Genomic DNA, 19,945 nt, shown 5'->3' on the forward strand with positions numbered 1-19,945 from the left:
GAGCACGCTGAAAAGCAGAATGCTGAACATAGGTATCCAGGCGCAATACAAATAACCAGTGCCTGCGTTTCGACCGATACCAGACAAATAACCAGAAAGGTTTATCCAAACGGTATCCTGCGTCCGATGAAGTTGTTGTGTTGTTCCTTTGCGCAGAAATGCTGAAGACACTCTTTCGAGAGTTCTCAGAGGCAAAGCGCGTGGGGGCGGCCGGAATTCGGAAAGGTGCCGGATTCCTCTGTAACGACAGAACAAGTCAACCTTTGCGAATTCAACCCCAATTCATGATCCCCCGGGACGGCCTCCCAGCAGTTCGAGTGCGGTCCGGAACGGAAGGTATCTCACGGAGGAGAGCTTTCATGCGAAAGTACGGAAAATGGTTACTCGCTCTGGGTGTGATGGCAGCAAGTCCTGCTGTCGTCAACGCAGACGGATTCCCCGGCACAGCATCACGCCCATCTGCGTCTGTTGCCGGTGCATCCACCCAGTCTCGCAATCAGGCGATTGCGGAAGACGTGGCACGTGCCCTGCGTGGGGCTCAGCTTGACGGCTACGATGTTGACATCGAAGTCCGCGACGGCGTCGCCACAATCAACGGCAAAGTTCGTAATGCCAGCCACCGAGCCCTTGCCAGCAAGGCAGCCGGAAGTGTGGCCGGTGTCAAACAGGTCCAGAATAACCTGAAATTTGTCCCACAGGGCAACGTTCAGCAGGCTTCTGCTGCTGTCGAACCGGCAACAGTACAGCACGCGTCATGGGATACATCTCTGCAGACCGGCCGCGGTGTGCAGCGAGTCAACCATGAGTCCTCGGCACCGGCTCCTGGAAATCAGCAGGTCGCTGAACAGATCGGTGCTGCATTGTCGCAGGCCGGACTGGTCGGCTACGACGTGGAAATTCGCTACAACGAGGGCGTTGCCACGTTGAGTGGAAACGTGGCCACTGTTGGTCAGCGACAGGCCGCATCAGATGCGGTTTCCCGCGTCTCTGGTGTGAAATCTGTCAACAACCAGTTACAGGTAAATCCCATCCAGCAGACGTCATTCAATCCAGCGATGATGCCACAACCAGGTATGATGCCACAGCCCGGTATGATGCCGGTCGGCATGATGCAGCCTGGTATGTCTCCTGGAATGATGCCATCACCGATGGGTGCATCTCCTGCGAGCTACACCAATCCACAACTTCCGGGACATGCATGGCCAGCCTATGCACAATACCCGAACTCGGCAGCGGTCAGCTACCCGACTCAGTACAGTGCAAGTGCGTGGCCTTACATCGGTCCATTCTATCCATACCCACAAGTTCCAATGGGGTGGCGTGAAGTATCACTGGAATGGGACGACGGCTACTGGCAGCTGAACTTCAACAAAGAGAAAGACAAATGGTACTGGATCCTGAATCCAAAGAGCTGGTAATCCGGCCCGATACCATCTGATCACGACGAAGCTCGCCATTGACCTGCCAAGGTTACTGGCGAGCTTTTCTTATTCAGCAGGTCAAGGTAACCGCTGCTTGTATTTTCGAGCCTTCCGCTGTTCTCCTGAAATGCAGGGGCCACGCGACACCAATGTGGCTCCTCATTACATGAGGCAGTCCGCACGATTCACTGGTGTTTCGCCCGTCAAGCACTTTTCAGACTGTTGATTTCCCAGTGTTTCAGACGGCGTCCGACGGAATGGCATTCAGTGACTTGAAATGGAGCATCCGGTTCCGCCTGACGATGCTCCTTCGTCGCTGCGGGCGCGGCCGTCGTTCCAGCGTTCACTCCCGTAGCTCAACATCCTTCGGCCGACTATCCATGCTGCTCGAAACTTTCGGCATTGAGCCAGGCACGCAGGACGACTGGAAACCATCGTGTTTTCAGGTCTCCTGCTCGAGCCAGTCCCATTCTTCAACGGGCTGCTAAGTTAGGTTAGGGTTTGACATTCTGCAGTACGCCGGATCGCCGTTTGGTGGGACGCGCAGGGGATGTGATGGCCGGGCATGGTTCGGCTCGCTGCACCGAGGTCATTGCCAGACTTCGTTGGTGCGAATGGGACTGGAACTTCCATCGGCTGCCTCCGATCGTCCGACACAACACCGGAGATGGCCAATCCCTTCCGTGGTGCAAATTGCTTCGTCAGGACTTCATCAGGCTCTTGCTCAAACGATCCACACCAAGGCTTCGCCCGAATTGGCTCACAGCGGCAGTGATTGAAGTCGTCGTCCGATTGTGCAGGCGCATACCGAATCCGCCGGCGTCCTATTCAATTCAGCGTCCTTTTCATTTCATTGTGGCAGCTGGGACCGCCACGGATTGACCGATGCCCGTCCCATCTTTTTCGAATGCGTTTGGAGGACAAGAAATCGAAGCCTTCGACCGGATGACCCCATCCAGAGTGACTCCGAACGCTTGTTTCGTATCCGTGTGCGATGGGCATGGTCGATGGGCATGGTCGCCCGCCTTGTTACAATGCCCGAGGGCAAGTCCGTCAATGCGTTGAGCCCCCGGTATGTTTCCTTTCCCGATGTCTGAGTGAAGGTCCATTCGCATGACACGAAACTCCTCGATCTCTCGACGGTCAATGATCTCCTCTCTCGGTGTCGCAGGAGCTGCTGCGATGGGTGGTTTGGAAACGCAGGGAGCGCCGTCACAGAAGTCACGAGACGCGGTGCCGGAAGATTTCCGGATTCAGAATCGGCGCATCCGCCAGGCGGTGATGGGTTGGTGCTTCAAGCCAATGCCAGCAGAAGATCTCATCCGCCACGCCGTTGCCATTGGTATCGAGGGAATTGAGGGAATTCCGACGTCGGCTTATCCCACAGCTGTTCAGGCAGGACTTAAAATTTCGATGGTCAGCAGTCACGGATTCGGGACGGGACCTGCGGATCCGGCGAATCACGATGAATGTATTGCAAAGCTAAAGTCATCAATCGACACGTCTGCTGAATTCGGCCGGCCAGTGGTCATAACCTTCACCGGCATGCGCGTCGATGGAATGCCGGATGACGTTGCCGAAGCCAACTGCCTGGCTTGCTGGCGCAAGGCCATCGATTACGCAGAAAAAAAGGAGGTGACGCTGGTCCTCGAACACCTCAACAGTCGCGACAATACGCATCCCATGAAGGGGCACCCCGGCTACTTTGGAGATGATGTCGAACGCTGCGTAAGACTTGTTCGCGAAATGAATTCGCCCCACTTCAAATTGCTGTTCGATATCTACCACGTGCAGATCATGAACGGGGATGTCATTCGTCGCCTGAAAATGTACCACGACTACATCGGGCACTATCACACTGCCGGAAACCCGGGCCGCTGTGAACTGGATGAGAATCAGGAAATTAACTATCCGGCTATTATGAAGGCCATTCTGGAAACCGGCTACAACGGATTCGTCTGTCAGGAATTCATCCCCACATGGGACGACCCGGTTCTTGCTCTGCGCCACGCTGCCAGCGTTTGCGATGTCTGATCACAGATGGCATCCGGACGTGGCTATTCAAATGACGCTCGAAGAGATCTCGCATTGAGGTCTCTTCCTGATCAATCGAGAAAGATTCGGTGGCGAAGGAATTTGCATCCGGCGGCGGCGAACTTAGACGCTGCCGTGCCATCGGACGTCTTCCAGGAATCGTTGAAGTTACGCAGCACGTGAACGCGTGGAGGACGACTGGCCAGTTTGATAATTCCACAGCTTCAGGCCTGCGACAACTTGTTCTGCGACGGACATGGCCTGCACGGCCTGTCGGGAAGACACAGTGGGTGTGGTCTTGTTTCGGACGCAATCAACGAACTCCCGCAGTTCTGCGGTCAGGGCATCCGTGTCGGAAGCCTGAATCTCTTCGTGTTGCATCCATTCCGAAAAGACCTGGTCCTTCAGCGTACGGGGATCCGCTGTCGACGCCGCGATTGCATGGACAAGAGCAGGATTGCTGCGGAACTGACCTGCAGCTTGCCAACTGCTGACTCTGCGCGTCTGCAGATCAGCAGTGAAGTATCCGTCTGCAGACCAGACCTGGATGCTGCGTTCAGCCGTGGGATTCATGCGGCTGGTTGTGAGATCAGCGATCACGCCGCCGCGAGTCCTCAGCCGTGCGACAGCCATATCTTCATGCGGCCCGAATGTTACAGCACCGAACGATTCCACGGTTTCCACCGTATCTCCCGTCAGGGCAAGTACCAGATCGATGTCGTGGATCATCAGGTCGTGAACAACGCCGATATCGGTCGAACGGAATGTGTACGGACTGACGCGTGTGCATCGGATGTGCAGCGGATTCGTAACCTTCTGTTGCAGCACCTGAAAGGCGGGATTGAAGCGTTCAACGTGTCCAACCTGGCACGTCACACGGCGGAGTGTGGCAATTCGATGAATGCGTTCGGCTTCTTCCAGCGATGCAGCCAGCGGTTTTTCGATCAAGAGGGGGACACCGGTCTGAAGGAACTGAGTGGCCAGGTCGTGGTGAAGCACTGTTGGAACAGCCAGTACGGCTGCATCAACTTCTTCCAGGATAGACGTCGCGTCCGGATACCATTGCGTATTTCTTTCGGATGCAACCTTCTCACCCTGTTGCTGATTGGCATCCACGACTGCGGTCAACTGAACATCGTCGAACGCAGAAAGAATTCGTGCGTGATGCTGACCTAGTGCGCCAACACCAATGACGGCTATCCGTAGTTTGCTCATGCGGCTTCGCGTTCTTCTGAAGTTCTGTGGGATTCGTTTGCCTGAGACGGTGCATTTCGAAATGCTTCCCGAGCTCGTCCGAGTTTACCCTTGCGCTGGTTTTCGATGAATGTCAGCAAAGTCGATAGCTCAATCGGAATGGTTTCCTGCAGAGTGTTATCGAAATACTCTCTGACTTCAGTCAGGGGCCGATGCTTTTTGTAGATCAGGCGAAATGCTTCACGGACGGTCTCGATGGCTTTTTCAGAGATGCCAGCGCGTCGCATTCCAACGACATTGATGGTTTTCAGTGTCGGATTGTCGCTTCCTGCCGCCAGCATGAACGGCGGAATATCGTGCGGCACTCGGCAACCACCGCTGACAAAGCTCAGCCGGCCCACCGTCGAAAAGTGATGAACAACGCTGTTCCCGGATACGATCGCTCCGTCGTGCACATGAACATGTCCGCCCAGCAAAACACCGTTCACCAGAATAACATTGTTGAAGATGCGACAATTGTGGGCGATATGGCTGTTCGCCATGAACATGTTGTTATTACCGATTCTTGTGACGCCATCTTCCTTGTCTGCGCCGCGATTTACAGTGACGCCTTCGCGAAACAGATTGTTGTCGCCAATATGAATCTCTGTTGTCGAATTGTGGTAGCTGACGTCCTGAGGCTCTCCGCCAATAACACAGCCAGGCCAGAATCGATTATTCTGCCCGATCGTGGTATGACCGTAGAGCACCACGTTGCTTTGAAGAGTGCACCCATCACCAATGGTGACGTCGGGTCCTACAACACAGAACGGGCCGATATGGACGTCCTGACCAATCCGGGCTTTGGGGTCAACCTGAGAGAGTGGAGAGATCTGCGTCATGTGATCATCCTGATCTTCTGAGAATCCGTTCAATAATCCCGCCACAGAGGAATAACACCCCGGGAGACGCCATCCAGCTCCGCCGGATCGCAGCAGTTTAGGCCAGCCTGGTATTCGTGTGCAATGGACCAACCCAGGAGTCCACTGATCAATTCGAGTCTAATCCAAACAGCCAAAATGCCCCATTTTCAAAAAGGAGGCCGCAGCGACTAGGCCGCTCGCCGCAAAATCCCTCTACCCGACATCATCGACACAATCGATGCCATGACATGATTGAGTTTATGACCACTCCTCCGCGCAATAATTTGCCCGGCAAACGGAAAACCGCAGAGTGCAAGATCGCCAATGCAATCCAGAATCTTGTGCCGAACCGGTTCATCCGGCCAACGCAGACTGTTTCCCGGAATGGTGCCGTCCCCTGCGAACACAACGATATCGGCTTCGGTCAGATGACGACCAAAACCCATCTGGCGAAGCGCTTCTACTTCCTTTTCCAGTACGAAAGTGCGAGCAGCGGCTATCTCGTTCAGGAACGCTTCTGGTGTGACTGTCAGCGAAAATGCGCCGCCTGGTACAGCAGAATCGCATCCGTAGTCCAGTTGGTAACAGATGGCCAGTTCGTTTCCGAACAGGGGTGTAATCTCAAGCCGTTCACCACCCTCACCGGCCGCGGCATGAGCTTCAGGAACCTGATACAGGGCCCTTGCCACGGATTGATCAGAGATTCCGGCGTCCAGTATCACTTCGCAGAAGGGCAGGCAGGATCCGTCAACAGCAGGAACCTCCGGTGCGTTCAGTTCAATCAGACAGTTATCAACCTGAAGCCCGGCGAGTGCGGCCATCAGATGCTCGGTTGTTTCAACAGTAGCGCCGTTTGCCGACAACACGGTGCGGCGCGTGGCAGAGGTGACGTTTTCCACGCGGGCTGCAACGGTGGGCTTTCCTGGCAGATCTACTCGGCAGAAGCGAATTCCCGTGTTTTCGCCTGCAGGATGAAGAACCAGTTTGCAATCTACGCCGTGGAATAAACCAGGCCCTGTGATGGTCGCCGACCTTGTCAGTGTGCGTTGAAACGAAGACGGTCGCAGGCAATCAGAGTCCTGAAATGCTGATTGAGTCTGATTCATATGACTTCCCCCAAGTCAAAGCAGATTTCACGTACGCACAAACCGGCAGCAGAGACCAGAGTTCTGCTACCGGTGGAGTGCAGGTTGATCGTGACCAATTCGGCCACGAGCATTCACTGTGCTTTCGCCCGATGGTTATCGGGGCTGTGTGTTGCTGACAGGTCGGACAGCGTTCTGCTGACCACCAGCACCGCGTGACTTGTCGTACTGCTTGTTCAGATAGTCCAGAACAGTCTTTGTGATGTCATCGTTAGGATTATGGAACACCACCTGCTTGTTCATTCGCTGCACAGCTTCTGAAGGAGCCGTGTTGTCATCAATGTTCTTGCTGTCGAAACGCAGAACCATGGTGTACTTGGCGTACTGAGCGTAGAGGGCAACGGCGTTGGTCGTATCTCCATAGATTTCTTTGAACATCTCAGATTCCTTGCGAGCCAGCTTTCGCTGAACCTGCTCACGGAATGCTTCGAAGTCAGACTTACCCTGAAGCAGTTGCTTTTCGGCCTGCTCGAACTGTGGGCTTCCAGGAGTAAACTTCTTCTCGTTGATTTCAGCCTGAAGTTTCTGGAGTCGCTCCAGCATGCCCTTGGCCTGAGCATCATTCGATTCGATTTCTGCCTGCAGCGAGTTGCGGAGGTCTTCGAACTTCTTGTAGCCCTGAAACACCTGGGCCATGTCAATCAATCCAACACGAGAAGGCTCGCTGGTTGGTGCAGCTCCGCTTTGGGCCATCACGGGCGTCGCGACGGAAAACACCAGCGCTGCCAACAATGAAAACACGGTTTTCTTCACGGTAAGGGCACTCCTTTGCCAATTGAAAGCCCCGTTTCCGTGGGGCAGATTCGCACTGAAAATCTCAACGACCGAACCCGTCAACAGTGTGGTTCGGCTTGTCTTCATTCAATCCGTCTGATTTCCCGACCTGGTACCACCCGCGGGGTGACCAGGACGACCAAATCTGCGAAGGTCGTGGGTTTTCGCAGACCTCAGGTTTCAGGTCAATATGAGTGGAATAAAACCTCGACTGTTTTCACCGCGAGAGAGATGGAATTTGTCCCGCAGGGATTGTGTTACGGTGAAATCTGCCGCTCAGGCAATCCGCCTCGCAGCAAAATGCCGTTTTCTGCTAAACCTCGCGTCGGCGAATGGCGGAGCTCCCCGGAAAATTCAGGGGTCTGATTCAAGTTTCCCTCGGCCAGCAGTCCCACTTTCGAACGGAATCCACAGGAGAACACGGGATGTTCGTCCTCCAGAAAATTGTCTTGCTGACTGTCGTTCTTGGTAATTCGATGCCAACGATCGTCATGGATGAACAGGCACCCGTCGGCCCGAAGCCAGAGGTCACAGTTCGTGATCAGGGGAAGACCTCTGTTGCAGGTACCACAGTCGAACCGGTTATCTGGCAGCTGGTTGACACCGATCCGGTGCCGGAACCGTTTTACAGCGGTCCCATTCCACGAACCGCCGCAATTGCCGAAGACGCGCAGCTGAATCAGCTTTGCTCAGTGGGTGACCGATGCTGGGCGGTCGGCGAGAGAGGCGTCATCTGCTTCTCCAAAGACCGCGGAACAACCTGGCAACAGCAGTTGCTTCCATTCGAATGCAGTCTGCACTGCGTTTGTTTCCTGACGGACCAGATCGGCTGGGTTGCCGGAACGCGTCTGAGTGACAACAACGCCTCCCGCAGAACCGCCGTGTTGCTGCAGACCCGAGACGGCGGACAGACCTGGCGAGATATCGCTGCAGAATCAGAGAGATCTCAAAAAGCAACCGCCGGACTCACGCGATCGATCAATACGCCGGTCACCAGAATCCCCGGGATACTGCATCTTCAGTTCTTTGGGCTGAGCGACGCTCTGGCTGTGACGTTACCGACCTCTGATGCCGCCATTTCGGCGGTATCCGATGGACGTCATTCGCGACCGACACTTTTCCGAACCAGAGATGGCGGTGCCACATGGTCTGTTGTGAACTGCGATCAAACGGCGGCCCGATGGACCGTCGGGGCGTTTTCCAGCCTGTCAGAGGGGCTGATCGCTGGCGAACAACAAGCTCATGCCACACTCGTCTCGGAGAATGCGGTCACCATTGGGCAACCGTCACAAACGTTGCGGCAGGTTCGAGCCATCTCGGCCAGCGTCGACGGGACGGCCTGGATGGTTGGTGACGGCATGTTTCTTCTGGCAAGTACAAACGCCGGAGTTACCTGGAAGGCGGTCAACACGGGCTTACCTTCGCGCTTCCGACAAATCGTCGATCTCCGGGCTGTGGCTCATCAGGGTTCTTCAGTGGTTATGGCGGGATCGCCTTCTTCATGCATCATTCGGTCGGAAGATGGAGGACAAACATGGCACACATCACGAAGCCCGTTGAATGGTCAGATTCGGCAACTACTGTTTGTTGGCCCCGACGAATTGCTCGCGATTGGAGCATTCGGGGCCATCGCCAGGTCAATCGACGCCGGTCTGACATGGACCGTTGTCAGGTCACCGGAATATCGATCCGGGCTGCTGAATCTGGTGACCGAAGCAGAATCGGCCTCTTTCGATCTGCTTGCTGATGTGACAGCAAACTCGGGCCTGAGAGCTGTTGTGCTTCAGATGTCGGCCGATGAAACTCGCCCGGTTTCCGGGAATGCTCGGGGAGTCTCCTCCGCTGCGGGCGCCTCTGCAATAGCGAAGCTCAGCCCAACGGAAACAACCGTGGCCGCGCAACACGCCTTGAACATCCTGGGAGCTGCAACGTTTGACAGCGAGTGGATGTTTCCACGCAATCAGCCCGAACATTTTCTGTCCGCGGACCAGCTCATTGCCGAATGGAATCGCCAAACAGACGGAGAATTGAGGGATCTGCTTCCGTTGCGACTCGCAAGACAGATTCGCATGTGGAAACCGACCGTTATTGCTGTTGAACCGCTCTCGGACGAAGACCGTGTTGCTCAGCTGATGGTCGAAGTGATGCCTCGAGCCCTGCAGATCGCGCGTGCGGTTCCAGGAGCGGATCCGGTCGCTGACACACTTTCCGCCATCCACCTGGAACCGTGGACCGTGAGCCGTGTGGTTGTTCGTTGTCGCAGCGATGCCTCGTCTCCGCTCAGGTTCGAACGCGACACGCTTCTGACATCTGCCGGGACACAGTCCGGATTGCTTGTGCGATCGGCAACGGCCGAGTTCACAGCACTCTCCGGAACTCGTCGTGATGTGCAACCGTTCTCGTGCTATGAAGTTCGTCATGTTGACAACGGCGATCCTGCAAACAGTGAAGTAGAGACCCCCACCAGTCTGCTGCACGGGTTGACTGCCCGGATATTCTCTGATGCCCGACGTCAGACTCTGCCAATGGATTCGGAACACCTGAAGCAACTGCGGCTCATTGCCACCGCGTGCCGGATGGAAAGTGCAGCACTGGCAGGCAATATCAGATCCATTGGCCTGACCGGCGCATTTGAAGCGGAGCTGCAGAGTATCGGAAAACGACTTCCGCCTTCGCTTGCGCTGCAGCAACTGGTTGACGTGGCCACGCTGAACTATGAAACCGGTAATCTGGATGGTTGGATTTCAACCCAACAGGAGATCATTCGTCGATTTCCCAATTCGGATGATGCACTTCGAGCAGCCACTTTTCTCTTCAGATACTACTCGTCGTCTGAAATTCGCAAGCACCGTCTTGTTCAGATGCACGAACATTCGGCGGAGAAAAATCGACGCCGTGCACCTGTGAATGCAGCCGAAAATGCTTTGGAACAGGCCAGATTTCAGAAGCTTGCAGGCGGCCCTGTGCTCGACGCAAGTGGCGTTCCTGCACCCGGACAGGAGCCAACAGACGGAACCTTCCCACAACAGCGTTTGCCGTTCGATTCAACTCCTGCAGGCCCATTGCCATCACCACTGGTCCCTGCGGAAGGTGTTCTGATGACACCCAGAATTCAACAGGCCAGCGCAGTGACGTTCGGAACGGCAGCGAGTGATCATGAGCAAACTTTGCTCGAATCGTGGGATCGCCAGGCGGCCAGAGCTCTGCAGATCCTGTCCACGCGGCTCCAATCGGACCTCACATCTGAATCATTGCTTCGACAGGCGGCCAACTTTCGAATTGCTGGTCGATCCGGGGATCAGAGCGCGCTGCTGGCAGAAGTGGCCTCACGCAACGATGACTGGCAACGCTACGCTCAGGCAGAATCGCAGGCAGGACGAAATGCTGCATTGCCGTCTCTACCTGTGATCAACATTCGCAAGGCCCTGCACCGACCATGGCTTGATGCGTCACTGGCTGACGAGTGCTGGCAGGAATCGGACGAAATGCCACTGTCTGAGGGAAAGAATCCAATGCTGAGTCGTTCGGCAGGTGCTTTAGTGATGATGTCGTGGGATGACGATTTTCTTTATGTGGCTGGGCGCTTCGAACACCAGAAGGGTGGTCCTGAACCGCAGCGCGTTGTTCTGAATCGCCAACATGATGCAAAGCATGCAGCTCGTGATCGATTCGAACTGGAACTTGACCTCGATCGCGATTACTCAACCTCATTCGTGTTCAGTATTGATCAAACTGGTCAGACAAGTGAACGTTGTGATCTGCTGACCGACTGGGATCCTCAATGGTTTGCCGCAGTAGAAAGCGACAGCAATACATGGCGTATTGAACTTGCAATTCCTTTGAATACTCTGGATCTGAAGCGAACACGCGCCGGCGATATCTGGGCGATGCGCATGCGGCGGGTTCTTCCGGGGCACTTTGAACAAACGATGAGGCTGACCGGGATCGTGGAACCCGACACCAGCGAATCGGCCACGGCAGTCAATCGGCGCATTCCCACAACGGACACCGCCCTCATTCGTCTGATCCGAACAAACAGAAAACAATCACGTTAGAGATCAGAATCGCGACGACAGAGCGGGCCATTCACAAACTCAACCGCATTGGATGTTCCCTCGGATTGTTCAGCCAATGCTCACCACCGGGTCATTCGAGGGTCCTGCAGCAAATTCTTGAAGCAAACACGCCACGAATACGCTCAACTCTCGAACCGCAATCGCGAATGGGGCAGAGACTGCTCAGGTCATCAAACATCGAAAGAAACAAGAATGAGGAATCTTTCTCATTCATGTAAGTCGACGAACACTTTTTCGATGCGAATGCCACGGGTAACGAAGCTGGAGTGCGCCGGTTGTCTTGTGAAAATGGTTGGACGACGGTTCAGGTTGACCGCTTGTTATTTGGCGGCTTGCGTGCATGGACAGTGTGACGAGCAGCCAAGACACGGTCAGACTTCTACATGTGTGAAGCGACTCAAGAGAAGTCCAGGTTGTAATTCGTTTTCGAGTTCACGGGAGCTCCGGAAATCTCGACAAACAAATGGCGTCTCGACGGCAATCGCGATCATATCGACGAACAACTAGCGGTCCCGCTGGATCAGCCCATGGCTCGACCGACGATCGAGCGAATCCCCTCCGCCCGCAGATTGCAGCAATCCCATTCCGCAGAGATTCGATTCCTGCACAATGGCACGTCTTCGCGAGTGACTCGCAACTGCCAGAGAAACACAGGCGGTATCAGCCGAGAAGCTATTCTCAGCAACAACGATTCCTGTGACTCCTGCGGCACCAGATAATGGACGAATTAGTGCGGTAAGTGGGTTTAATTGTTGAGTAATTCTGATGAGCTCGCGAACACACATTCAACCCATCGCCATATGACGCTTCGTTTCCTATTCAGAGTTGCCAAAGTCCTGCCTCAATCCCGCCCTGAATATAGATGGCGCACTTACCATGGCCGGGAATTTCCATCGGCGGAACAGCTATCTCGGCCCCGGAGTACTTTGCCGCTGCGACCGACGCCTCGATGTCGTCAACCAGCATGTAGGCCCGAGTTACCGGTTTTTCACCATCATGCATTGGAGCGCGAATTCCCATCGTTGCTCCGTCGGACATCCTGGCGGTTCGAGCACCGCCCAGGCTCTGGTCGGCATCACCGAACGTCACGCTGTGAATTCCCGCGTAGATATCGCATGCAGCATCTACATTCTTCGTTACGATTTCAAGGTAATGAACTCGCATGGTTTCTTTGTCTCCTGTGTAGCGTTTTTCGTTGGAAGTGCTCGTGTCGGGGACGGATTCAACAGCGGACGTCGGGGTGGTCTCGTCATGATTGCACCCGAGAATAGGCAATGCAATCATGCACGCCGCAGCTGATGTAAGCAAATCTCTTCGTGGGATCCGGTGGTTTGTTTTGGCCATGTTTCGGTATTCACAGAACGACGAAGGTAAGGGGGCCGCCGTAAGAAATCTAATTTCGAAAACGCGTGATCAGGGGCCACGCAGGGCGTGGATTGTATCGTATCTGAGCGTGTCAGACGATCTTTCATTGAGTGTGCCGCATGGATTTCGCATCGGGTAAAGGGTTACTTCAACTGACCAGTGGGCTCCTGCGTTTCAGTGCCGTCGCTTCGGCCCTAGCCGGTCGGCTCAAACGCCATACCTTGTCGACCACGCTTCGTGCCCCGACAATCTCACGAAACTTGAACATTCCACGAAACAGTGCGCGCCCCAGTTTCCCAGCTCACTGATGAAGCGACGTTCATCGTTTGGAAGCACAACTTCCTGCGACCAGACACACTGCATCAAACGGGACAGCCACCGGCCCAGCGCTTTTGGGGACCATCCGCCTGTTGGAATCTCCATTCGGCAGCGAGAATCCCACAGAAGGTATCTACGACATTGTCCCCGCAATTCGTAAGTCTCTCCGCAGAGCATCTCTCCGCGAACGCGCCGCATTCCGCGTGATAGTTGGTCTGATCCGGAGATGCATTGTATAGATCGCGACGCGGCTGGTCCCCGCAGGTCGTCATTCCCAGCAGACTTGAATTTCGGATCGTCGTCCCGAAAAGTTTGTGCAGCCTGGCTGGTCGATACGATCAGCGTCGCATTTTACCTGGATCGGCAATTCCTGCCGAACAATGTGGTGTCCGGGAGTGCTCATCTCGAATATCGATCTGACGGATTATCGAATTCAGTCCGTAACCTGCAGTGTGTTTGAGCCTGGATGGGGTAGACGGCACTTGATGTGTCGCTCTTTCTCAATTTCAAAGTGAGTGAGTAACGATGGCGAAATCAACAAGTCGCAAGCCAAGGCCGTCCAGAAAGAAGGATGCTGAAGTCACTCCTGTCCTCCCTCAACCCTCCTCTCCCTCTTTGCTTCGTTGGTTCTTTCGTCCGGGCACACTGATGCTGACTGCGGCAATTGCGTCGGTCTGGATTCTGGCACCGGTCATTGTGCGGCAATTGCCAAAGCTGGACGCTCGGCCGGAATATCGAGTCTCACCGGGGCAGATTACGATTAATCCTCCACCCCGCTGGATTCCTCCGGATCTGGTGGCGCAGGTCTTCGAGCGAGCGGAGTTTGGAGATTCGGAATCTCTGCTGGACGAAACTCTGAGCGAGCGTATTGCCGCAGCATTCTACACCCATCCGTGGATCGAGAACGTCCGGACCGTCCGAAAGTCGTTTCCGGCTCATCTGACCGTGGAGCTGGTCTATCGAGAGCCCGTTGCGATGGTGAAAGGCGTTGATGGCTATTATCCGATCGATCGGAATGGCATCCTGCTTCCGCCAGCGGATTTCAGCATCGCTGATATTGAGCGTTATCCCGTCATCGAACGAGTCGCCAGTGTGCCGATGGGCAAACTAGGGGAACCGTGGGGTGACCCTGTTGTTGAAGGAGCGGCCCAACTTGCCGCGGTACTGAATAAGCAGGAAGGGGATCAGCCATCCTGGTGGAAGCAGCTGGAAGTGAAGTCCATTCTTGTGCCTCGCCGCGTTGCGCTGGCCGACAGCGCCGATTCGCTGGAATATCAGCTCGAAACGGTTGGCGGATCACACATCCTCTGGGGCCGGGCTCCCAACACACGGCATCCGGGCGAGTTGACCGTGGAGCAAAAACTTCAGCGGCTTGCGGAATTTCATTCGGACCTTGGTTTCGATGACGAGCATGGTCCGTATGAAATCGATATTCGCCCCTGGCATGGAATCGGTCGTGGGCGACTGGCCAAAGAAGAATCGGACGGTCGGCAGCAGCTTTAAGCAGGATGGGGCATATCTTCGGTCAACAGAAACAGGGGGTCCCGAAGACGATTCGTGTTGGTCTCAGGTTTGAATGCTGCAGCCGAAGGCACACGGTCATGACTCTGTCGAGGACTCAGTGAAGCGTGCTGCTGCGTCGGTGTTCCTCAGCAGCAGCCTCGACGAAAAGCTCCGATGCTTCAGCGAGGGATCGATGGCCTGTAAAAGCCCGTATACACGTCCCTCGCCAACGCTTCGAGTTGATTTTTGATTCCTCAACCGACGACCTGTTTATGGCCCCGATTTTTCTCGCAGCAATTGCGGCGGAAATTCAGCGGCCTTTGACCCGCTTTCCAGCCTCAGATTGGCCCCCATGCTGCGTTTGTGGCTAAACGGCACCTGAGCGGCATTGGATTCGGCCAGGATGTTGTGGAGGTCTGTCCGCATCTTGCGAATCAGCGGCTGGTGTTCTTCACTGAAGATCAGATTGTTGGTTTCATTCGGGTCGTTTTTCAGATCGTACAGTTCGTCCAGGTCCCAGATCCCGTGATACTGAATGAATTTGTATCGATCAGTACGCAGCGCAAATGTTGTTGGAGTGTGCGGGAAGTTGTACTCCCAGTAGTACTCATAAAGCATGTTCTTGCGCCAGCCGGATTCGGGAGTTTGTCCGGCAGCCAGCTTCAGAAAGCTCTGCCCATCCATCTGCGGAGGTGTTTCGAGTCCTGCGGCTGCCAGGACCGTGGGGCCGATGTCGATTCCGGCGACAACTTCGTCGACAACGGTTCCGGGTTTCCAAAGCTTCGGACAGACACCCAACAGGGGAACCCGGATCGAAGCTTCGTAGGCAGTGCGTTTGTCGATCAAACCATGTTCACCCCACTGAAAACCATTGTCACCCATGTACATGACAATCGTGTTTTCGGCCAGCCCGTTGTCTGCCAGCCATTGCCGAACTCGGGCAATAGATTCGTCAACACTCAACAGCGCTTCGCAGTACAGGCGATAGTGTTCTTCAATATTGGTGTCTTCGTGGTAGGCGAATTCGACTCCGTGCCAGCTGTTTCGTTGATTCTTCAGCCACATCGGTTTGCCGACGTAATTCTCTTCTGTGTTGGACATGGTTGACGGAATCGGCAGCGGCTTATCTTTGTACCGTCCCGCATGTCGCTCTGCGGGGTGGAACATTCCGTGAACCCCCTTGTGGCTCAGATACATAAAGAATGGCTTTTTATCCGGCTTGACGGATTCGTTCAGCCAGTTGATTGCGTAGTCGGTTAATTCGTCGGTGATATAGCCTTTTTGAGGCACAGATTTTCCGTCAACATTCAAAGACCACTGGGGCTGATTTTCGGGTGGATAGTAGTGGCCCTGGCCGCGGAAGGAGACCCATCGATCAAAGCCCGGTTGCGGCTGATCAGAATGCCCACCCATGTGCCACTTTCCGAAAAAACCTGTTTGATATCCCGCAGCCTGCAGATACTGTGGGAAGAAGACGGAGCCTTCATTCGCCAGAACATTGTTGTCTACAACACCGTGTTTGTGCATGTACTGACCGGTCAGCACCGATGCACGACTGGGAGAACATAACGACGTCGTTACCATCGCGTTCTTAAAGTACACACCCTCTTTGGCCATCGCATCCATTGCCGGAGTTTCGACCCAGGGGTGACCAAGGAAACTCATCACATCGTACCGATGATCGTCCGAAAGAATGTAGACCACGTTCATTGGCCTTCGGTCGGACACGCGTTTGAGCTTCAGGTCTGCAGCATCCCGATCCTGAGCGTGGACAGACACGATCGTGTTTACGACCACCGTGTTTATAATGATCGCGGCAAGGGCAAAAGAAACTGTTCTTCGGAGGGACAAATTCCATCGATCTTTCGTCATTGATTCTCTCACTTTGTTCCTGAAAACCATACGTTGTCCTTCGTGTCCATGCTGGAAAGGCAGTACACCGGGAGCAGGCATACATACCACCCTGACATTGCGGCAACTATCGCCACATCACCTGCTCAGCATTGCGCGGTTTGCTTCGTAAACTTTTCATTTGGGTCGCGACACCGAACCGCATGCCTGAGTACTTTACAAAACGCACGGCACCATTGCACTTCACTGTGACACTCAGCAGATTGCGTCGTCCGGTCCGGATTCGTTTGTCGGCGAAGGCAAATTTGGCGAACATTCCCCTGCAGAGTTTCGTATCTGCCTGAAGAACCATTCACATTTCGGGAGCCCGTATTAGATGACAATCACAAGGACACTGCTTTCGATGACAATCGCAATGACGACCGCTGCAGCAGCTTCGGCCACCTGCATGGCCCAGCTGAACGACGGAGAAACTATCGTTTTTCTCGGCGATTCCATCACGCAGCAGGGCGCTGGCGAAAACGGATATGTCACTCTGTTTCGCAAAGCGATCGAGAAGAACCGCCCAGACAGCGGCATCAACGTGATTGGTGCCGGTATCGGCGGCCATAAAGTGCCCAACCTTGAAGAACGTCTCGACCGCGACGTTCTGGCACACAAACCCAACGTCGTCGTGATCTACATCGGGATCAACGATGTCTGGCATTCAACACGAGGGCAGGGAACGGAGATTGGGAAGTATGAAAGTGGTCTCAAAAGCCTCATCAAACGGTGTAACGACGCTGGCGCTCGGGTGATTCTGGCAACGCCCAGTGTCATCGGCGAAAAGGCCGATGGTTCCAACGATCTTGACAGTATGCTGGAAGACTATTCAGCTGTCAGTCGGAAGGTAGCGGCAGAGACCAGCACCACCCTGCTGGATTTGCGGGCTGCTTTCGTGAATCACCTGAAAGCCTACAACATTGCCCGCGAATCCAAAGGAATTCTGACGACCGATGGCGTTCATCTGAATAATGAAGGGAATCGCTTTGTTGCAGTTCGAATGCTGGAAGCTGTTGGAGAAATTGCCGCACCATCCCGGGCGCTTCGGCACATCGTGATCTTTAAGTTTAAGCCCGAAGTGACACCGAGGCAGATTGATGAAATCAACCTGGCGTTCCACGAGCTGAAACACAAGATCTCAGAAATCAAAGACTTCGAACGAGGAACGAACAACAGTCCCGAAGGGCTCGACAAAGGATTCACGCATGCCTACACCGTTACATTTGCCACAGAAGAAGATCGAGCGGCCTACCTGCCACATCCCGCACATAAGCAGTTTGTAGAACTGATTGGCGGAAAAATCGACGACGTCATGGTGTTCGATTACTGGACTGTTGAATAACGACCAGTTGAAGGCCGGGAAACGAATGTTTGCAGCCCTGTCGGACATGCAGGCAGGTTTCCCGGTAATGGTTCTGTCCAATCGTACCGAGCCCGCCGGTTTGCCGTCAAAGAAAGTTATCGAGGCAACCGCATCAGGACAGATAGAACATCAGCACGGCAATATCGGCGGGTGTAATTCCGGAAACGCGGCTTGCCTGCCCGACTGTTGTCGGACGAAGGCGGGCCAGTTTCTGCCTGGCTTCCGTACGCAGTTGTTTGATGGAGTCGTAGTCGAACGTATCCGGAATTCGCACCGCTTCTACCTTCTGCAGGCGGGCGATTTCTGATTCCTGACGGCGAATGTAGCCGGCATACTGCGATTCAATTGTCAGCTGCTGACGTGTTCGTTCTGACAGGTTCATGGCTGTTAACTGCGGGAATATTTCGTGAAGCTGATTCCATGTGACCTGCGGTCGGGCGCAGCCATTCTTCCAGCGACATACCCTGAGATCGTAATTTCTGCGCGGCGGAAAATGCTCGATCCAGTTCGGCTTCATAGGCACGAAACCGTTGAACCCGCTCCGCCGATGCAATCCCCAGCTCGATGGCCATAGGGGTCAGTCGACGATCGGCATTGTCCTGTCTGAGCAACAGTCGGTACTCAGCCCTTGAAGTGAACATTCGGTAAGGTTCGTCAACACCCTTCGTCACAAGATCATCAATCAGAACACCCAGATAGGCCAGGCTGCGGTCCAGGACGAACGGTTCTTTACCCTTGAGTTTCAAGGCGGCATTAATTCCAGCCAGCAGGCCCTGCCCGGCAGCCTCTTCGTAGCCCGTTGTTCCGTTGATTTGTCCTGCAAAATACAACCCGGCTACTTTGCGCGTTTCCATTGATGGATACAGTTGTGTTGGTGGTGCGAAATCGTATTCCACCGCGTATCCATAGCGCATGATTTCGGCGTTTTCGCAGCCCGGTATCCGGCGAATGATTTCATCCTGAACATCGCGCGGCAGGCTGGTCGAAATTCCGTTGCAGTAGACTTCCTGCGTATTGACTCCTTCGGGTTCCAGAAAGATCTGGTGTGTTTCCTTATCCGAAAATCGAACAACCTTGTCTTCGATGGACGGACAGTATCGCGGGCCAGTGGATTGAATCTGCCCGGAATACATGGGAGCGCGGTGAAGGTTGGCCCGGATGATTTCGTGAATCTCCGGTGTTGTGCTCGTCAGATAGCAATGGATCTGCGTCTGCTGAATCCGATCGTTCATATACGAAAAAGGCTGAGGAGTTTCGTCACCGGGCTGAGGTTCGCAACGACTGAAATCGATCGTTCGACCGTTGAGTCGAGCGGGGGTACCGGTCTTGAACCGCTGAAGTTCGAAACCCAGTCGGTTAAGCGATCCAGACATGCCTACCGCCGACTGATCCCCAGCGCGACCACCTTCGGCTTTGGATTCGCCGGTATGCATAATGGCCTTCAGGAACGTGCCTGTTGTAAGAATCACGGCGCGAGTTCTGTAGACGGCGTCGCCCGCTACGCGCACTCCGCAGACCAGCACGCGACCGGATTCATCGGTTTCCGTTTCGATTGCTTCAACCATCTCCTGACGAAGGCTGAGATTGGACTGTTGTTCGACGATGTTTTTCATCGCAAACTGATAGGCCTTCTTGTCGGCCTGCGCGCGGGGGCTGTGCATTGCCGGCCCTTTTCCGCTGTTCAGCATGCGAAAATGGATCCCCGTCGCATCGATGACGCGGCCCATTTCTCCGCCAAGGGCGTCAATTTCCCGAACAATCTGTCCCTTGGCGACACCGCCAATCGCCGGATTGCAGCTCATCGCCGCAACGGTGTCACAATTCATCGTTAACAGTGCGGTTTTTGCCCCAATACGAGCCGCCGCCAATGCCGCTTCAACGCCAGCATGACCGGCCCCAACGACGACAACATCAAAATCATAAGTACAGCGAGATGACATGGGCGCATGAATTCCAA

General features: G+C 54.6%; 13 protein-coding genes. 5 read left to right on the forward strand and 8 right to left on the reverse strand.

Annotated elements, in window-relative coordinates:
- Positions 1 to 359 precede the first annotated feature (359 nt).
- Positions 360 to 1,418: a BON domain-containing protein gene (locus tag R3C20_20365; protein ID MEZ6042862.1), complete on the forward strand. Its 1,059-nt coding sequence runs from the start codon at positions 360 to 362 to the stop codon at positions 1,416 to 1,418.
- Positions 1,419 to 2,534: 1,116 nt separating this feature from the next.
- Entirely contained in the window at positions 2,535 to 3,455 is a 921-nt protein-coding gene (locus tag R3C20_20370) for a TIM barrel protein (GenBank protein MEZ6042863.1), read from the forward strand.
- 168 nt (positions 3,456 to 3,623) lie between these two features.
- Here the strand turns inward: R3C20_20370 and R3C20_20375 are convergent, their stop codons facing one another.
- The 4 genes from R3C20_20375 to R3C20_20390 all read right to left on the reverse strand — a co-directional run bounded on the left by R3C20_20375 (position 3,624) and on the right by R3C20_20390 (position 7,449).
- Positions 3,624 to 4,670 (reverse strand): Gfo/Idh/MocA family oxidoreductase, encoded by a 1,047-nt coding sequence (locus tag R3C20_20375; GenBank protein ID MEZ6042864.1) that lies wholly within the window; start codon positions 4,668 to 4,670, stop codon positions 3,624 to 3,626.
- Complete coding sequence (gene lpxA, locus R3C20_20380; protein ID MEZ6042865.1) at positions 4,667 to 5,530, reverse strand: acyl-ACP--UDP-N-acetylglucosamine O-acyltransferase; 864 nt, start codon at positions 5,528 to 5,530, stop codon at positions 4,667 to 4,669. Before lpxA ends, R3C20_20375 begins: the two co-directional genes overlap by 4 nt.
- A gap of 209 nt (positions 5,531 to 5,739) precedes the next feature.
- Positions 5,740 to 6,657, reverse strand: coding sequence for a UDP-3-O-acyl-N-acetylglucosamine deacetylase (gene lpxC, locus R3C20_20385; protein ID MEZ6042866.1), 918 nt, complete (start codon positions 6,655 to 6,657; stop codon positions 5,740 to 5,742).
- 135 nt (positions 6,658 to 6,792) lie between these two features.
- Positions 6,793 to 7,449, reverse strand: a complete 657-nt coding sequence (locus tag R3C20_20390; protein ID MEZ6042867.1) for an OmpH family outer membrane protein — start codon at positions 7,447 to 7,449, stop codon at positions 6,793 to 6,795.
- 446 nt (positions 7,450 to 7,895) lie between these two features.
- Between R3C20_20390 and R3C20_20395 the strand changes: the two genes are divergently transcribed.
- On the forward strand, positions 7,896 to 11,525 hold the full coding sequence (locus R3C20_20395) for a YCF48-related protein (GenBank protein ID MEZ6042868.1): 3,630 nt from the start codon (positions 7,896 to 7,898) through the stop codon (positions 11,523 to 11,525).
- Between the two features lie 840 nt (positions 11,526 to 12,365).
- Here the strand turns inward: R3C20_20395 and R3C20_20400 are convergent.
- Entirely contained in the window at positions 12,366 to 12,830 is a 465-nt protein-coding gene (locus tag R3C20_20400) for a hypothetical protein (GenBank protein ID MEZ6042869.1), read from the reverse strand.
- A 924-nt stretch (positions 12,831 to 13,754) separates the two neighbouring features.
- Here R3C20_20400 and R3C20_20405 point away from each other — a divergent pair.
- On the forward strand, positions 13,755 to 14,732 hold the full coding sequence (locus R3C20_20405; protein MEZ6042870.1) for a hypothetical protein: 978 nt from the start codon (positions 13,755 to 13,757) through the stop codon (positions 14,730 to 14,732).
- A gap of 270 nt (positions 14,733 to 15,002) precedes the next feature.
- On the opposite strand, the gene R3C20_20410 is transcribed toward R3C20_20405, so the two are convergent.
- Positions 15,003 to 16,604 (reverse strand): sulfatase, encoded by a 1,602-nt coding sequence (locus R3C20_20410; GenBank protein ID MEZ6042871.1) that lies wholly within the window; start codon positions 16,602 to 16,604, stop codon positions 15,003 to 15,005.
- 355 nt (positions 16,605 to 16,959) lie between these two features.
- On the opposite strand from R3C20_20410, the gene R3C20_20415 reads away from it, so the two are divergent.
- Positions 16,960 to 17,967, forward strand: coding sequence for a Dabb family protein (locus R3C20_20415; protein MEZ6042872.1), 1,008 nt, complete (start codon positions 16,960 to 16,962; stop codon positions 17,965 to 17,967).
- Between the two features lie 133 nt (positions 17,968 to 18,100).
- Here R3C20_20415 and R3C20_20420 read toward each other — a convergent pair whose 3' ends face one another.
- A complete protein-coding gene (locus tag R3C20_20420) occupies positions 18,101 to 18,370 on the reverse strand; it encodes a hypothetical protein (protein MEZ6042873.1) in 270 nt (89 codons plus the stop codon).
- Positions 18,330 to 19,928 (reverse strand): tRNA uridine-5-carboxymethylaminomethyl(34) synthesis enzyme MnmG, encoded by a 1,599-nt coding sequence (gene mnmG / locus R3C20_20425; GenBank protein MEZ6042874.1) that lies wholly within the window; start codon positions 19,926 to 19,928, stop codon positions 18,330 to 18,332. Before mnmG ends, R3C20_20420 begins: the two co-directional genes overlap by 41 nt.
- Between the last annotated feature and the right edge of the window lie 17 nt (positions 19,929 to 19,945).

The sequence above is a fragment of the Planctomycetaceae bacterium genome (assembly GCA_041398825.1).
GTDB lineage: Bacteria > Planctomycetota > Planctomycetia > Planctomycetales > Planctomycetaceae > F1-80-MAGs062.

Excerpts from the sequence above, each read along its gene's own strand:
- R3C20_20365 (MEZ6042862.1), top strand. The coding sequence starts at position 360 with ATGCGAAAGTACGGAAAATGGTTACTCGCTCTGGGTGTGATGGCAGCA.
- R3C20_20370 (MEZ6042863.1), top strand. The coding sequence starts at position 2,535 with ATGACACGAAACTCCTCGATCTCTCGACGGTCAATGATCTCCTCTCTC.
- R3C20_20375 (MEZ6042864.1), bottom strand. The coding sequence starts at position 4,670 with ATGAGCAAACTACGGATAGCCGTCATTGGTGTTGGCGCACTAGGTCAG.
- lpxA (MEZ6042865.1), bottom strand. The coding sequence starts at position 5,530 with ATGACGCAGATCTCTCCACTCTCTCAGGTTGACCCCAAAGCCCGGATT.
- lpxC (MEZ6042866.1), bottom strand. The coding sequence starts at position 6,657 with ATGAATCAGACTCAATCAGCATTTCAGGACTCTGATTGCCTGCGACCG.
- R3C20_20395 (MEZ6042868.1), top strand. The coding sequence starts at position 7,896 with ATGTTCGTCCTCCAGAAAATTGTCTTGCTGACTGTCGTTCTTGGTAAT.
- R3C20_20400 (MEZ6042869.1), bottom strand. The coding sequence starts at position 12,830 with ATGATTGCATTGCCTATTCTCGGGTGCAATCATGACGAGACCACCCCG.
- R3C20_20405 (MEZ6042870.1), top strand. The coding sequence starts at position 13,755 with ATGGCGAAATCAACAAGTCGCAAGCCAAGGCCGTCCAGAAAGAAGGAT.
- R3C20_20410 (MEZ6042871.1), bottom strand. The coding sequence starts at position 16,604 with ATGACGAAAGATCGATGGAATTTGTCCCTCCGAAGAACAGTTTCTTTT.
- R3C20_20415 (MEZ6042872.1), top strand. The coding sequence starts at position 16,960 with ATGACAATCACAAGGACACTGCTTTCGATGACAATCGCAATGACGACC.
- R3C20_20420 (MEZ6042873.1), bottom strand. The coding sequence starts at position 18,370 with ATGAACCTGTCAGAACGAACACGTCAGCAGCTGACAATTGAATCGCAG.
- mnmG (MEZ6042874.1), bottom strand. The coding sequence starts at position 19,928 with ATGTCATCTCGCTGTACTTATGATTTTGATGTTGTCGTCGTTGGGGCC.